This is a genomic window from Bifidobacterium sp. LH_230 (genome assembly GCF_056357555.1).
Genome location: NZ_JBKEWJ010000024.1, coordinates 1 through 14,889, shown reverse-complemented (window position 1 = coordinate 14,889; position 14,889 = coordinate 1). Strand labels below are relative to the sequence as shown.

At 63.8% G+C, this 14,889-nt stretch carries 12 protein-coding genes and 1 tRNA gene; 2 read left to right on the top strand and 11 right to left on the bottom strand.

What is annotated here, in order from left to right; translation table 11 throughout:
* Positions 1–302: 302 nt before the first annotated feature.
* Positions 303–1,181: a PfkB family carbohydrate kinase gene (locus AC1A0G_RS10385; RefSeq protein ID WP_476529522.1), complete on the top strand. Its 879-nt coding sequence runs from the start codon at positions 303–305 to the stop codon at positions 1,179–1,181.
* A 91-nt stretch (positions 1,182–1,272) separates the two neighbouring features.
* Here AC1A0G_RS10385 and AC1A0G_RS10380 read toward each other — a convergent pair whose 3' ends face one another.
* The 5 genes from AC1A0G_RS10380 to AC1A0G_RS10360 all read right to left on the bottom strand — a co-directional run bounded on the left by AC1A0G_RS10380 (position 1,273) and on the right by AC1A0G_RS10360 (position 7,544).
* Positions 1,273–3,084 carry an AMP-dependent synthetase/ligase gene (locus AC1A0G_RS10380; protein WP_476529521.1) on the bottom strand — a complete coding sequence of 604 codons (1,812 nt, stop codon included), beginning with the start codon at positions 3,082–3,084 and terminating at the stop codon, positions 1,273–1,275.
* Between the two features lie 116 nt (positions 3,085–3,200).
* On the bottom strand, positions 3,201–3,815 hold the full coding sequence (locus tag AC1A0G_RS10375; RefSeq protein WP_476529519.1) for a peptidoglycan DD-metalloendopeptidase family protein: 615 nt from the start codon (positions 3,813–3,815) through the stop codon (positions 3,201–3,203).
* Positions 3,808–4,824 (bottom strand): class C sortase, encoded by a 1,017-nt coding sequence (locus AC1A0G_RS10370; protein WP_476529517.1) that lies wholly within the window; start codon positions 4,822–4,824, stop codon positions 3,808–3,810. Before AC1A0G_RS10370 ends, AC1A0G_RS10375 begins: the two co-directional genes overlap by 8 nt.
* Complete coding sequence (locus AC1A0G_RS10365) at positions 4,814–5,920, bottom strand: hypothetical protein (RefSeq protein WP_476529515.1); 1,107 nt, start codon at positions 5,918–5,920, stop codon at positions 4,814–4,816. Before AC1A0G_RS10365 ends, AC1A0G_RS10370 begins: the two co-directional genes overlap by 11 nt.
* Before the next feature lies 1 nt (position 5,921).
* Positions 5,922–7,544: an isopeptide-forming domain-containing fimbrial protein gene (locus AC1A0G_RS10360; protein WP_476529513.1), complete on the bottom strand. Its 1,623-nt coding sequence runs from the start codon at positions 7,542–7,544 to the stop codon at positions 5,922–5,924.
* A gap of 341 nt (positions 7,545–7,885) precedes the next feature.
* Between AC1A0G_RS10360 and AC1A0G_RS10355 the strand changes: the two genes are divergently transcribed.
* Positions 7,886–7,961, top strand: a tRNA-Asn gene (locus tag AC1A0G_RS10355).
* A 260-nt stretch (positions 7,962–8,221) separates the two neighbouring features.
* Here AC1A0G_RS10355 and tsaD read toward each other — a convergent pair.
* The 6 genes from tsaD to AC1A0G_RS10325 form a co-directional block, all read right to left on the bottom strand.
* Entirely contained in the window at positions 8,222–9,265 is a 1,044-nt protein-coding gene (gene tsaD / locus AC1A0G_RS10350; RefSeq protein WP_476529511.1) for a tRNA (adenosine(37)-N6)-threonylcarbamoyltransferase complex transferase subunit TsaD, read from the bottom strand.
* A complete protein-coding gene (gene rimI / locus AC1A0G_RS10345) occupies positions 9,262–9,831 on the bottom strand; it encodes a ribosomal protein S18-alanine N-acetyltransferase (RefSeq protein ID WP_476529509.1) in 570 nt (189 codons plus the stop codon). The genes tsaD and rimI overlap by 4 nt, the downstream gene beginning before the upstream one ends.
* Positions 9,831–10,724, bottom strand: a complete 894-nt coding sequence (gene tsaB, locus AC1A0G_RS10340) for a tRNA (adenosine(37)-N6)-threonylcarbamoyltransferase complex dimerization subunit type 1 TsaB (RefSeq protein WP_476529508.1) — start codon at positions 10,722–10,724, stop codon at positions 9,831–9,833. Before tsaB ends, rimI begins: the two co-directional genes overlap by 1 nt.
* A gap of 95 nt (positions 10,725–10,819) precedes the next feature.
* The gene (gene tsaE, locus AC1A0G_RS10335) at positions 10,820–11,410 is read right to left on the bottom strand and encodes a tRNA (adenosine(37)-N6)-threonylcarbamoyltransferase complex ATPase subunit type 1 TsaE (protein ID WP_476529507.1); all 591 of its coding nucleotides are present in this window, start codon (positions 11,408–11,410) and stop codon (positions 10,820–10,822) included.
* On the bottom strand, positions 11,407–12,387 hold the full coding sequence (holA, locus tag AC1A0G_RS10330; RefSeq protein ID WP_476529505.1) for a DNA polymerase III subunit delta: 981 nt from the start codon (positions 12,385–12,387) through the stop codon (positions 11,407–11,409). Before holA ends, tsaE begins: the two co-directional genes overlap by 4 nt.
* A 426-nt stretch (positions 12,388–12,813) precedes the next feature.
* Positions 12,814–14,721 (bottom strand): ATP-binding cassette domain-containing protein, encoded by a 1,908-nt coding sequence (locus AC1A0G_RS10325; protein ID WP_476529503.1) that lies wholly within the window; start codon positions 14,719–14,721, stop codon positions 12,814–12,816.
* Between the last annotated feature and the right edge of the window lie 168 nt (positions 14,722–14,889).

Here is a 14,889-nt window from a genome sequence, read left to right as displayed (position 1 = left end):
TTCCGGTTGGTGTCCGGCTGTCGTGGCGAGGTGTTGGTTTAGACCTTACGAGCAGGAGGCCGGCCGATGCAAGCCGGACGCTATCACGGTTGCCTATACCCCTTTATCAACCCTTGGAATCATTGGGATATCGTCTTGTCCGACCCGGCTGAAAATCATCCGTTTTCTCCGCGACACGCCGCGCCCGGATCGTCGCGCCGAACGTCGGCGCCGGTCGTATCGCACAGCTTAAACCGACAACCATCATCCATAAGTCATGCCGACGGCTAGAGTCATGCACAGGCAAGAAGGAAAGGACGGCCATGACCGACGACGTTATCCTCTACGAACGCGATCCCCATTACATCCCCCGCGTCGCCGCGGTGCACGACATGTGCGGCTACGGCACGTGCTCGCTGACCGCCGCGATCCCGATCCTGTCAGCCGCCGGCTGCAACGTATGCCCTGTGCCGACCGCGCTGTTCTCCGCGCACACGCGCTACCCGGTGTTCACGTTCCACGACACGACCGATATCCTGGACGGCTATCTGGATGCGTGGCGCAAGGAGAACGTCGATCTGGACGGCGTATATTCCGGATTCCTCGGCTCCCCCGACCAGGTGGCGATCATCCAGCGGCTCTACCGCGAATACCCGCATGCGCTGCGGCTGGTCGACCCGGTGATGGGCGACGGCGGCGAACTGTACCCGACATACACGCCCGAACTGTGCGAGGCGATGGGCGCGCTCGCCAATGGGGCCGACGTGCTGATGCCGAATCTGACGGAGGCGTCGATTCTGACCGGACGCACGTATGCGGGGCTTGATCTTGACGATGCGGCCGTGAATGATCTGCTTAGCGCCCTGCTCGACATGGGGGTGCGCAACGTCGTGCTCAAGGGCATCGACCGCAACGACGGCACGATCCGCAACTATGTGGCGAGCGCAGCGGCCGGCGTCACGGCCAAGCACGAGCTGGTTCACGAGAAGCTGCCGTATATGACGCACGGTACGGGCGACGCGTTCGCCTCGGCATTGTGCGGCGCGGTGCTGGCCGGCCGCGGATTGGCCGAATCGGCGCATATCGCGGGCGAGTTCGTCCGGCACGCGATGGTGTCGACGCTCGACCAGCCGCATTACGCGGAGCGCGGCGTCAGCGTCGAGCTCAATCTCGGCGAGCTGACGCATCTCGTGCGGCGTTGACGAGAACGGCTCGTTGGCTGTCGGACATGACGGGTCCGACAGTCAGCGAGCCGTATGATGCTTGTCTGGCCTGCGTCGCGGATACGATACGTCAGCGTTTGCCGGCGTAGATGACGTTGTCGATCAGATCGCGGTAATGGTCGGTGATGACCTGCCGTTTGGCCTTCAGGCTCGGCGTGAGCATGCCGTTGGCCTCGGTGAACGTGTCGGGCACGATCTCGAACTTGCGGATCGATTCGGCGCGGGAGACGAGGTCGTCGGCCTTGTTGACCGCGCGTTCGACCTCCGCGTAGACGATCGGGTTCTTCGCCGCCTCGGCCAGGTCGGACACCGGTTCCGCGCCCTGCGATCGCAGCCATGTGTTCGTTTCCGCGAGGTCGAGCGAGATGATCGCGGCGACGAACGGCTTGCGGTCGCCGACGACGACGCACTGGTCGACCACCGGCGAGGTCATCACGGACGCTTCGAGGATGCCGGGCGAGACGTTCTTGCCGCCGGCGGTGATGATGAGGTCCTTCTTGCGGCCGGTGATCGAGACGAACCCGTCGTCGTCGATCGCGCCGAGATCGCCGGTGTGCAGCCATCCGTCGACGATCTGCTGGCGGGTGATCTCGGGATGGTTGTGGTAGCCGACGCAGACGGCCGGCGATTTGATGCACAGTTCGCCATCCTCGTCCACGCCCATCGTGACGCCCTGCATCGGCAGACCGATGGTGCCGATCTTGTAGCCGGCGGTCGGGTTGACGCTGGACGGGGCGCAGGTTTCGGTCATGCCGTAGCCTTCGAGCAGCGGCAGACCCACGCCGTTGAAGAAGTGCGCGATGGACGGGTCGAGCGGCGCGCCGCCGGACACGGCGTATTCGACGTGTCCGCCGAAGACGGCCATGATCGAACGGTAAACCAGCTTGTCGTACAGCGCATGCCTGACGTTGAGCATGAACGGGATCGGCTCGCCGGACTGCTGCGCCTTCGACCAGTCGCGGGCGGCCTGCGTCGCCCCCGCGAAAATGCGACCCTTAAGACCGGAGCCGGCCTTTTGGGAGGCCGCGTTGTAGATCTTCTCGAAGATGCGCGGCACGGCGAGGATGAACGTCGGCTTGAACGCGCTGAAGTCCGCGAGGATGGTCTTCAGGTTGCTGGATAGGCCGAGCGTGACGTTGCCGGCGAAGCAGAAGAACTGCATGTAGCGTGCGAACACATGGGCGAGCGGCAGGAACAGGAGCAGGCGGCGGTTCGGTTTCATCGCGATGTCGGGCATGGACTGCACGCCCGAATAGGTGATGAACACGAAGTTGCGATGGCTCAGCTCGATGCCTTTCGGCGTGCCGGTGGAGCCGGACGTGTAGACGATCGTCGCGAGGTCGTCGCCGCGCACGGCGCGCTCGCGCTCCCAGAACTCGGCGTCGGAGACGGCGTGGCCGTATTCGATCATGGTGTCGATGGCGCCCATGCCGATGACGTACACGTCGCGCAGCTCCGGGCAGTCGTCACGCACGGATTCGACCTTGTCTCGCTGCGCGTCATCCTCGGCGAACGCCATACGCACGCGGGAGTCGTTGAAGATCATGCTCACCTGTGCCGGAGAGTTCGTCTCGTAGACCGGCACGGTGAGCGCGCCGATCGACATGATCGCCATGTCGAGGGCAGTCCACTGCCAGCAGGTGTGCGCGATCACCGACACGCTGTCGCCGGGCATGATGCCGCGGGCGATCAGACCCTTGGCGATGGCGATGACCTTGTCGCGGAATTCCGATGCGCTGAACGAACGCCAGACTCCGTCACCGTCCTTGTATTCGACCAGCGCGTCGTCCGGGGTGCGTTCGGCACGTTCGGCGAGCACTTCGAACAGGTTCTTGTCGTCGTCGATCGGCCGTTCCAGCGGTCGCGTGTATTCCTTATGCATGGCTCTCCTACCGTAGTGTCTGCGTCGCCTTCAGTGTAGTGCGCTTTGGTAACAAAACCGGCATATTCGCGTATATTGTCCGTCTCCTCCATCCTCTGTTCGACCCGTCATGCCGTCTACACCGTCGGCTTGAGCGTGATTCTTCGCTTCCCAGCCTGTGAGGCGGGATCGAGGTACCGCCTGTCGCCCGCCCGTATGCCCCAGTGCACGCAGGATTCGCCGCAATGGTCCGACGCTCCTTCCACTGTCGCGAACGGCAGTCCCTGTCGGACGGTCGCACCGACGGCGAGATCGGTGACCGCCGGTTCGAAGGTCAACGTCAGATCGCCATAGGCGATGCTCACCACCGATTTGCCGGCCACCATGCCGGCGAAGGCGATGACGCCCGACACCGGCGACCGTAGATCGTCTCCAGGTTCCGCGGCGAGATCCACGCCACGGTGCCCGGGCAGCCACGGTTGCGCCGGACCGTCGAATGTCTGCAACACGGTCGGCTCGCGTACCGGCCAAAGCATGTCGACGGCGCATCCCACCAGCGCATCGTCATCCGCTAAGGCGATGCGACGCTCGCGCCCGTATGTCACCGGCAGCAATACCATCGCAACCGTCAATGTCGCGCATAACGCGCAGGCCGCGGCCGCCCGCCTCCCATGCGCCCGATTCCGTTCACGCAGCGAACGGTCGCACATAGCCAGGCGACGACGGCGACGCCGGTATCTCTCGTCATTCATCACGTCTCCTTTCCGCCACGGCCGCATGTCGGGGCCGCATCATCTCCCGCCATCGTGCGCGGCGGCCCATCATTCCGGTAGCCGACCATCCCGTCATCAGACAGGCGAGCGTCGCGGCGGCGCTTACCTCTTTGGGATGGCCGTCGCCAGGCGCGGATTCGGGAGGCGGCACGATATCCGGCATACGGGCGCGAACCCCGGTGACCAGCAGACGCCGCGTGTTGAGCATGATCGGCGTGCAGGTCACCAAGGTGACCAAATCCCGTCCTCGCTCGATGCGCAGCCGGTCGGTCTGGTCGGGATCGGTTTCGAGGATGCGCTCGACCTGATAGCTCAGCGTTGCCCCATCGCCGAGTTCGATGTAGAACGGGTCGCCGGCCTCCAGCTCATCGAGTCTGGTGAACAGTTCCTTGTCCGCCAGGCCACGATGCCCGGTAATGACCGCATGCGTGGAGGTGCCGCCCACCGGCAGACTGGTGCCGTGCAGATGTCCCAGACCGTTGGCCAGCGCGTACTCCCCTGCGCCATGACGAATCGGCAGTCTCAATCCGATCTTCGGAATGCGCAACGCCGCCATGATGGCATCTCCCATATCAAGTGTGCGTTGATATTCCTCGTCTCCGTCGAACGTGAAATCCCCGACGATCATGCCATCGGCCAGCACTGCCTCGCCGATGACCTGTGGCGTTGCCGCCAGCCGTGTGTTGTAGGCGCGGGCCGCGTCGAGCATCGCCCTCGTGCCGTCATCCACCTGCGTGGCATCCCGGCTGGCCTGCGACATCGCACGCTCGGCATCGGCTTGGGCCATTGCCCGAGCAACGCCTATCCATGTGAACAGGGCGATGCCGAGCAACGACGCGACGACCGTCATGGCGATCAGCAGACGGAATCTGAGCCGCGCCGCGCCGATGCGACGGCGCAACGCGGTGCGGGTGGCGCGGGACATCACCACGGGGGTGCCGTGCAATGCCTCGCGCCACCGTAACGGCACGAATCCGTCAGCGTTCATCGTCGGCTCCGGTGGGCGGCTCGCCCGTATCCCGTCTGCGGGTGAGGCCGACGACCCCGCCGAATCCGACACCGCACAGCCCGGCCCCTGCGGCATACGCCGTTCCCAGTCCTTTGCCGCCGGTGGAAGGCATGGCCGTGGTTTCCGGCAGTTTTTCCCATTGGGCGTCGAAGATCAGGTATTCGCTGTACTCCGACGACGGATACTCGCTCAGCGTCACCCACTGGGTATCGCCAGGTTGGCTGATGCCGCCCGACCCGCGGGACTTCCAACCGGTGAATCGATACCCCGCGCGTGTGAACTGGTTGGCGGCCAGCGTGGCCGGGACCCGAGTGTAGTAGGTCTCGGTGTTGAGATCGTATGCGGATATGTTGGCGGACGTCGATTGCATCGTTCCCGTGCCGCCGTTCGGAGCGTATCTGATCAGCCCCATGTATACGGCCCAGCTGCGATGGTAGATCGCCCACCATGTCGACGAACCCGTAGCGGTCGGGGCGGTGATGCGATCGCCGGGTCTGAACAGGCGGAACCGCTTCTTCCCGTTAATGAAGGGCGGCTCGAATCCGCCGTTGCCGGTGATCGTGCACACGTCGGCGCCCCACTTGTCGTCGCATCGCCCGCCCACGTCGAACCACTGTGATTCCCACACGACAGGCGACCAGTCGGCGTTGCCGCTCAGCCCTTGGTTCGGATGGTATTCCACGCTCGGCAGCCCGCTCATGGACGGCATGACATATGACGGCTGACTGTTGACGTCGATTCGTTTCCCCGGATACTCGGTATCCTCGTTGTCGAAGAACTTCATCCACCCATGGGTCGGAGCCGAATCGGACAGGAGCGGCAGGGAGAACAGCGATATCCGGTCGTCCATACCCCTGAAATCCAGGTCAGGATCGTCTTGAAGCAGTATTCCGTCGTCGTCGGTCTGCTCGATCAGGCCGGTGGTCGCGACCTGTTCGCGCTGAAGTTCGAGGTCTCCTCCCTCATCCTGTGCGACGGCGACGGGCGCGACCGCCGTCGACAGGCAGACAAGCACCGTGCATGCGAGCGCCGAGAGCATGGGCGCGAGGGCGCTCGCCCGACATCTGATAGCCATGTCATGACCTCCATACCGTATCCATACCGTCTCGACGCGTCTTGCCGGCCTGCAGGCCACCAAACAGAGCGACCCCCAGCACGAACAGTCCACACGCGCTCATCGCGCCGATGGTGGTACCACCCGTCATCGGCAGTTGGCTCATGTTGTTGACGTTCTTGACGGTGGCGACAGGTGTCGAGGTCTTGCCATCAGCCTTGCTGACCGATGTGGTCAGGCCCGCCTGGTCGACGCCCACGATCGAGATCACGCCATCGTCCGTGATCGTCACGCGGAAGCTCGGTTTCACCAGACTGAAATACCCTTGCGGCACTTCGACTTCCGAAATGAGATAGCTGCCAGCGCCAAGCCTCGCATAGCCGATCAGACCACTGGAATCGGTGGACCTGCGCTGCGCCTTGTCGGCGGAATCCACATACGTCCACTGCTTGGTCTTGTCGTCCCAGTTCATCCACTTCTTGAGCGTCTCGCTCTTGATGATGAACTTCGCCCCGGCGACCGGAATCACGCTCTGGCCGGTGCTGGCGGCGCTGATCTTCTTCAGGTTGACGTCGAAGGTGAGCACGTCCACCGTGTCTCCCGGAGGGTTCTCTCCCGGCGGATCGATGCCGGGCTGCCAGCCGATCGACACCTTGACCGTGTTCGAACCCTTTTTGGCCTTGGCGACGTCGGTGATCTTCGACGAGTAGGTGATCTCCACCTGTTCGGTGGCGTAGCTGGCGATGAGCGTCTCCTTGGACGTCACCGTGAAGCCCTCTCCCGAGGAGAGTTTGCCCACCGTGCCGAACGCCGACGTCACGTCCTTGCCGACGTTGGCGCCCGCCGAGATCTTTGCCTTGAACGTTCCGCTGACATACTGCATGCCGGTCATGGCATCGGTGAGGGTGATCGTCGTGGCGGCCAGCTTGTTCGGCAGCGTGACCCGGACGCGGAACTGCCTGGTTTCGCCGTTCGTCACGCCGGCGCTGTCATGCCAGGTGCCGTCCGCCCGTTTGATCTCCTTTTTCGGAGTGGCGACCTTGTCCTTCATGTATACGGAACCCAGAGTCGAATTCGTCGCGGTTTTCACCGCTCCCCGGATGGTGGTCGACGCGATGATTGGCAGACCTGCGGAATCGGTGATGAGATAGTAGCCTTCCGTCAGCGTCAGCGCCAACGACGACGCCGTGGAGGTCTGGTTCGCCTTCGCCGCGGTATGGCCGGAGATGTTGGCCGCCAGTGTGGCCGCGATCACGCGCGTCGCCTTCGATCCTGTGGTCTGCTTGAGCATGCGTTCCGCGGGATTCTGGCCTTTGGCCGTATCGACGGTGATGCCGGCGGCCTTCAATGCGGTGGTGATCCACTTGGATGTCGCGTCGCTGGACGGTTTGGCGCTTACCGATTGCACGGTCGTCGCATCCTTCATCACCACGTCCGTATACGTGGCGAGAAGATACGCATTGAACGTGTGCCCGGCCAGGGAGCTGCCGCTGCCCGCCTTGATCGTCAGCGTCCCGTTCGCGGCCTGTGCGCGTACGGAGTGCACGGCGCCGCTGAGCATCATCGTCACGAAGCAGATCACGGCAACGGCGATCCTGAAGAATGTGCCTCCGACGTCCTTCGTCTGGGTATTGTGCGCTGTCATCATCGTTCCTTCCTTGGAAAATCCGACTATGGATTGCGCTCGCCGGCGCTGTTGCCGACGAGGTGATCTACACGATGCCGGATCGCGAAGTCGATGTCCAGCCAAACAGGGGTATGTGGTCGAAAGGTCGGACTTATCCACACTCGGCGTGTCGTTCCACATTTTTTGTGGATAATTTTTCGCCGATCCACATCAATCCACATTTCATCCGTGTCGCGGACAGTTCCTGTCCGAGACCGCCATCCACAGCGCGACACGCCGAAGACACCGCCGAAGTTGCATCATCGCAATTCTTGAATATTATTTACATCTTGTGCACGGCGCTACGTCGCAGCACGTATTCCTGCGTAGCTCAGTTGGCAGAGCATCCGACTGTTAATCGGACGGTCGCTGGTTCAAGCCCAGCCGCAGGAGCCATCAAAGGGCTTCGAAACTAATGTTTCGAGGCCCTTCTCGTTATCGTCCACTAGTCCCAGAGACCGCGATCCTCCACTCCTTTACTCAGCGCAACTATTCTCGGGAATCACTCCATCGTCCCGAAAATAGTTGCACTGACGTCGGCTGAGCGCAACAAATTCCGGAACAGTGGGATGATTTCCGAGAAAAGTTGCGCTGAGCCGCCTGATATCAGAACGAATCGAATCGGTTGAAGGAAAACCATCACGCCCCGGCGCAGATCACATGCTGATCTTGGTCAGCGGCATGGCCGAGTCGATCGCGAAATCGGGCGCGGACAGGGTCACGCCGGCCTCGACCAGGTTCACGCCGAGCATGGCGACCATCGCGCCGTTGTCGGTGCACAGCTTGATCTGCGGGATGCGCACCTCGACGCCGCACCGTTCGCCGTATTCGAGCAGCTTGGCGCGCAGCTGCGAGTTCGCGGAGAACCCGCCGCCCACGATCAGCGACTTCGACCCGTACTGCTCGCATCCGCGCATGGCCTTCTTCGCCAGCACGGTCGCCACCGAATCGGCGAGCGACGCGCATACGTCATCCACCGGAATCTCGCGCCCGGCCGCCTGCTGTTCCTCGATCCAACGGGCCACGGCGGTCTTGACGCCCGAGAAGCTGAAATCGTACGGATGCGCCGCGCCAGCCTTGCCTTGCGTGAGTCCCTGCGGCACGCGAATGGCCTTCGGATCGCCCTTTTGCGCATGCCGGTCGATGTGCGGGCCGCCCGGGTACGGGAAGCCGAGCAGTCGCGCCACCTTGTCGAAGCACTCCCCCGCCGCGTCGTCCAACGTGGTGCCGACCACGTCGATGTGCCGAGCCACATCCTCGACGTGCAGCAGCGACGTGTGGCCGCCCGAGACGATGAGCGCGAGCGTGTCCGGCGGGAACGCGCCGAACTGCAGCTGGGTGACCGCGATATGCCCGATCACATGGTTGATGCCGTAGATCGGCTTGCCGGCCGCCCATGCGAGCGCCTTCGCGCCCGACACGCCAACCGCAAGGCATCCGGCAAGGCCAGGCCCGGCGGATACCGCGATCGCGTCCACGTCCGCGAGTTCCAGTCCGGCGTCGGCGAGCGCCTTCGAGACGCATGGCACGAACGCCTCGGCATGGGCGCGGGACGCGATTTCGGGGATGACGCCGCCGTATCGCGCGTGTTCGTTCATGGATGAGGCGACGACGTTGGAGCGCAGGGTGCGGCCCTGTACGATGGCCGCGGCGGTTTCGTCGCAGGTCGATTCGATGCCCAGTACGATCGGTTCGCTCATTTCGTCTCCTCGTGGTTGCTGCGTTCCGTATGCTCCGTATCAGGATGGCTTGCGTTCGCATCGTTTGCGTTTTGGAAGCCGACGATGTGTGGCTCCAAATCCAGCGCCATGACGTGCGCGTCGATGCCTTCGGGCTGGTAGTACCGTTTGCGCAGTCCGATGTTTTCGAAGCCGAACCGGCGGTACAGCGCGATGGCCGGCTCGTTGACGACGCTGACTTCCAGCAGGATGCGTCGTGCGCCCTGTTCGCGCGCGCGATCGACCAGCCAGGTCATCATAGCGGCCGCGATGCCCTGCCGCTGGTATGTCTTGCCGACTCCGACGTCCATGATTTCCGCGTCGTCGCCGTCGTACCAGTAGCCGGCGAATCCGCGCACGTCGGCCGGCCGGATCGCGTCATCGTCTCGTTCGTCCGCGACATCGAACACGTACGTGCGTGCCGGCGCGTCGAGTTCCTGTCGTATCGACGCCTCGCTCCACGCGTGGTTGCCGAACAGTTCGACTTCCAACGCGCGCACGGCGGCGACGGCCGTTTCGCGGTCGAGTCCGTCCAATGGTACGAGCATCAGGCGGTCCTTTCCGCGCCGGCGTGGTTGAGCACGTGCTTGAGCGGCGCGGGAATCTCCGCGTCCGGCCGGCGCAGGTACAGCGGTTCGACTGGCATTTCCCGATCGCCCCGCAATCCGCGCGACAACGCGGTCGCCGCGAACAACGCGACGCCTTCCGCACCTGCGTCCAGTACGGAACCGTCGATCACGTGGCCAAGCGCGTCGCCGAATACCGTCCACGCGCCCGCATACTTGGCGGCGCCGTGACCGGCCACATCCACGACATAACGCACGCCGTCGTGTGCGGAACGTTCGTCGATCACGTCGCGCACGCGTTCGACGATCCGTTCGGGATAGTCGATGTCCATGCCGATCCAGCGGTTGCCGTCGGCCTCGTCATCAGGCATGTTGATGGTGCCGTGGATGAGCGTGAAATACAGCTGCTTGCGTCGTGCGTCGTTCACGCACAGGGTGACGTGACGGTCAAGCTCGGCATGTCCTTCCCGTACGGCCGCATCGTCGCAATTCTTTGATGCGTCGGCCGGCACGAGTCGTGGCAGTTCGGACAGAAAGTCGACGCCGGCGAACATGTCGCCACCGTCCATGACAGCCGCCAGCATCTCATGTTGCGGCTCGAGCACGTTCTGTCCGACGAGTTTCGCTCCGGTCGCGAACGCGAGGGCCTTGGCTGTGACGATGCCGGCGCGCAGTCCAGTGAACGGCGCGGGACCGAGTCCGACGACGATCGTATCGATGTCGGACGGTGCGAGTCCGGCCTCGGACACCGCACGCGCGATGTTGACTTGCAGCCGTTCGACGTGGGTGCGCGAGTCGGTTTCGACGATCGGCTCGCGTCCCACGATGCCTACGGTCGAACCGTACGACGTGTCGATCACCAGCGTGCAACCCATGCGTGTCTCTCCTTGATCGTGACTGATCCCGAACGATGCGTCCGAAAAACCTGTAGCGAGTCTACAACAAGGAGTCCCACATCCCCCTTATCCTGTCAGTCGATCGTCCACGAATCCCATCGTGCGCCGACCGGCACCAGCGTGACCACACGCGTGCCGTCGCTGGTCAGCTCGCCGTCGTTCGCATCGCCGTTTCCAGCCGGATCGCCGTCGGACGACCGCAACGGCCGGTCGATGTGGACTTCCAACCGTTGCGGCGCGAGCGCGGCGGCCATCTGCTCGCCCCACTCCATGAGAATCACCGTGTTCGCGCTCGGGTCCTCGAGTTCCTCATCCAATCCAAGCGATTCGAGTTCGTCGAGCAGTCGGCCGACCGCGTCCTGCCCGGGCGCATACGCGTTGCCGCCGAGCCGGTATGCGTCGACATGCACGAGATGCGCGGGGCTCCCGTCGGCGAACCGACCGTCCAGTTCGCGGGCGATGGTGAACGTCGGGGAGACGATCGGCTCTCCGATGCCCAAGCCCCGGCCGAATCCTTGCGCGAACGTGGTCTTGCCGGCGCCGAGCGGCCCGGACAGCAGCAGCACGTCGCCGCCGCGAACCTGCCGCGCGACCCGCTCCCCCAGAGCGCGCATGTCGTCGTCGGTCGGCACGTCGATGGTGATGCTTCGACTCACGTCGTTCATGATTCCCTTCCCTTCCTGCCGATCGCGGTCAGGCAGCGTTCGATCGCGTACACAGGGTCGCCGCCGTTCGTCTTGCTCTGCTCGTCCGCCCATGCGAGCAGCTGGATGCACCGGCTCATGCCGTCCGACGTCCATCCGGACAGCTGTCGTTGCGCGTTCTTGAGCACCCACGGGTTCATCTTTGCCTCGGCCTGCGAGATCACGCCCGAACGCACGGCCGAGGCCTTGGCCATCGACCGCAGTTTCATCGCGAGCGCGCCGATGAGCGCGATCGGGTCGGTGCCTTGTTCGACCGCGGACCGCATCTGGACGATCGCCTCGGCGGTGCGTCCGGCGACGGCCGTGTCGGCGACCGCGAAGCCGGTGACCTGCGGGTTGGCGGTCAGATACTGGTTCACGCGGTTCAGGCCGATCGGGTCGTCGTCGAAGTCGAAGCACAATTGGTCGCACATGGCGGCCAGTTCGCCGGTCTTCTCGCCGAGCACGGCGACGAGCTGCTGGGCCGCGGCCGGGTCGACGCGGCGATGGTTGCGTTCGAACCGGCCGATCGTGAAGTTGAGCTTCGCGTCCGCCTTCTTGAGATCGGCCACGGCCTCCTTGCGGGCGCCGGCCTTCTCGAACTGGTCGACGACGCGCTTGCCTTTCATGCCGCCCTCATGCTGGCAGATGACGATGCTGGCGTTCTTCGGGTCGGCGCACGCCTCCTTGCAGTAGGCGATCATCGCGTCGGCGAGCTTGTCGTCGGCGTTCTGCAGGTTGGTCACGGTGACGATCGACGTGTCCGAGAGCAGCGACGGGCCGACCGCCTCGTCGAACTCGTAGCGATCGGTGTCGCCCGCGTCGAGTTCGACCAGTTCCGCATCGGGACGGCGCTGCTGAGCGCGCTGCCGCAGATCGCGAACCGTCTGCCCGTTGAGATACGGGTCGCCGCCGAACACGATGGTGAACGGCGCGTTCTTGCCTGCCTTGTTTGCCATGCTCCCCAATCTCGCCGCAACGTTGGACAACGCCGGGATACAGAGGCAACAGGTCACTAGCGCGGGATAGCCCAAATACGCGCCGTTGTTGGCGTCGATGCCCCGGTCGGCGATGTCAGCGGGCATACGCGCGACCAGAATGAGCTATCAAAAGTGTGTGTTTACGGACGCGGATTCCGCAAGTGGGCGTTTGCCTACCATATGCCGGTTTTCGGGACGATCGAAAGTGGGTGAAACCGGACACGGGAATCGATAAGTGGGTGTTTGCCTACCACGAAAACCGTGATTTACCGTTTTTCGTGGTAGGCAAACACCCACTTGTGAATTTCCGCGTCCGCATCCGCCCACCAACACACGGAAAGTAGGCAAAGTCGGACATAGAGGGAACACGACCATCCTATTGGACGACGATATCCGGTCCGAAGACTATTCGAGGCTGTCTTGTGCGAGTCGAGCGAAGGTGCCGTTGCGGTCGATCAGCTGCTGGTAGGTGCCGGTTTCGCCGATGCGGCCGTGGTCGAGGACGATGATCCGGTCCATGTTGGTCAGGACGCGTGGCCGATGGCTGATGACGATCACGGTGACGCCGGACGGCCGGTTGGCGATCAGGTCGTGGTAGATCGCGGCCTCGGCGGTCGCGTCCACCGCGGCGGTCGGCTCGTCGAGCATCCACAACGGTTTGCCGGACAGGAACGTGCGCGCCAGCGCGAGCCGCTGCCACTGGCCTCCCGACAGGCCGACACCGCCCCATTCCTGGCCAAGCTGCGCGTCAAGGCCACCCGGCAGGCCGTCCACGATGTCGAGCGCACGGGCGCGTTGCAGTCCGTCGCGCAGTTCGTCGTCCGTGTGACGGGATGCGGGGTCGATGAACTCGCGCACGGTCACCTCGATGTGCGTGAAGTCCTGGAACACCATGCTCGACGCGCCCAACCGTTCAGCCCACGAATCCAGGGAACGGCGACCGTCATCGGACGATTCCCCGCCCAAGGTCAGGCTCACAGCACCGTCCGGCGTGTCGAGGATGCCGGCGACAAGCTTGACGAGCGTGGTCTTGCCCGATCCGTTCTCGCCCACCAGCGCGACGATCGACCCCGGTATGATGTCCAGCGACACGTCGTCCAACGCCGGAGACTGGACGGCCGGCACCGGCTTGCCGCCATCCTCCGCGGCATCGCCGTCACCATCCTTGCCGTTACCATCCGACTCGTCGTCGTCCTTCGCTGCAATCGGATACGCGTAGGTCAGGTGTTCAACGTGCACGCCGACCGGGCCGGCCGACGCGGGAATCGCGGGGATCGCGGGGTTCGCGTGCAGCAGGTCCATGAGCCTCTCGTAGGCGAGGATCATCGGCGTGGACGCCATGAGGTTGCCGAACGCCTCGCCCGTGGTACGCGTCACCGACAACCCCGTCATGATGCCCACCAGCGCGGCCGGGATACTCGCCACGGACGCATGGCCGCCCGTTAGGATCAGCCAGAACGCGCCGCCCGTCAGCACCGCGAACACGAGCGAGCTGACGCCGGTCAACTGCACCGTGCGCCACGAGATCCGCTCCCACATGCCCGCCATGTTGAAATACCGGACACGCGCCTGTTCGGGAATGCCGAACGAGCCGGCCGTGGCCGCGATCTCCGTGCTCGACGGCGGATAATCCAACAGTCGTTCGAAATAGTTCGCGCGACGCGACTCCCTGCCGCGCTTGGGCCACAACTCGTTCGTCAGCCTCTCCACGCCGAACTGCGCCAACAGCTCCGGGATCATCGCCAACGCGATCATGACCGCGGCCAACGGATGCATATGCCACAGGGAACCCGCCAGCATGATCATCGACACCAACGCGCCGACCACCGAGGTCGCGTCCGCGGCCTGCGAGGCCACGTTATACGGGATCGCGTCACGCGCCGCACGCACCTGCGTCGTCACCTCGTCGTCCAACGTCTGCCCGGGCGTCAAATTGGCCAGCGCATCGGTCAGATCGGACTGGTACTCGGCCATCAGCGGCTCCTGCAACAGATCACGCATGTTCTGCGCCAACGACGACGATACCGACATCAGCACCGCGCCCACCGTCAGCACCACCAGGATCAACGCGAACCGGCCCGCGCCAAGCCCGCTGTCGGAACCAAGCCCGTCCGGCCCACACGCCCAACCGATCAGCCACACCTGCAACGACGGCATCGCCATCATCACCAGCATCGACAGCCACATCGCCACCACACGCGCCGGACGCCGACGCAACGCATACACACTCGTACGCCACGACGTCACCACCGCATCAGCAAACGGCCGCAACCGCGAACCGTCATCCTTCTTCTCACCATTGTTCTCAGACACAATCGGCCAGCATAGAAAGTCAATGTTAAAAAAAAGAGGCTTCTGCTGTTTTCGTGGGTTAGTTTGTTGGTGTTGGTAGTTGGATGTTGAGTCCGCCGCATCGGAGCATGACGAGGCTGATGAGGTTGGTGACGTGGTGGAAGCCGTAGGCCATGCGGATGGTGACCT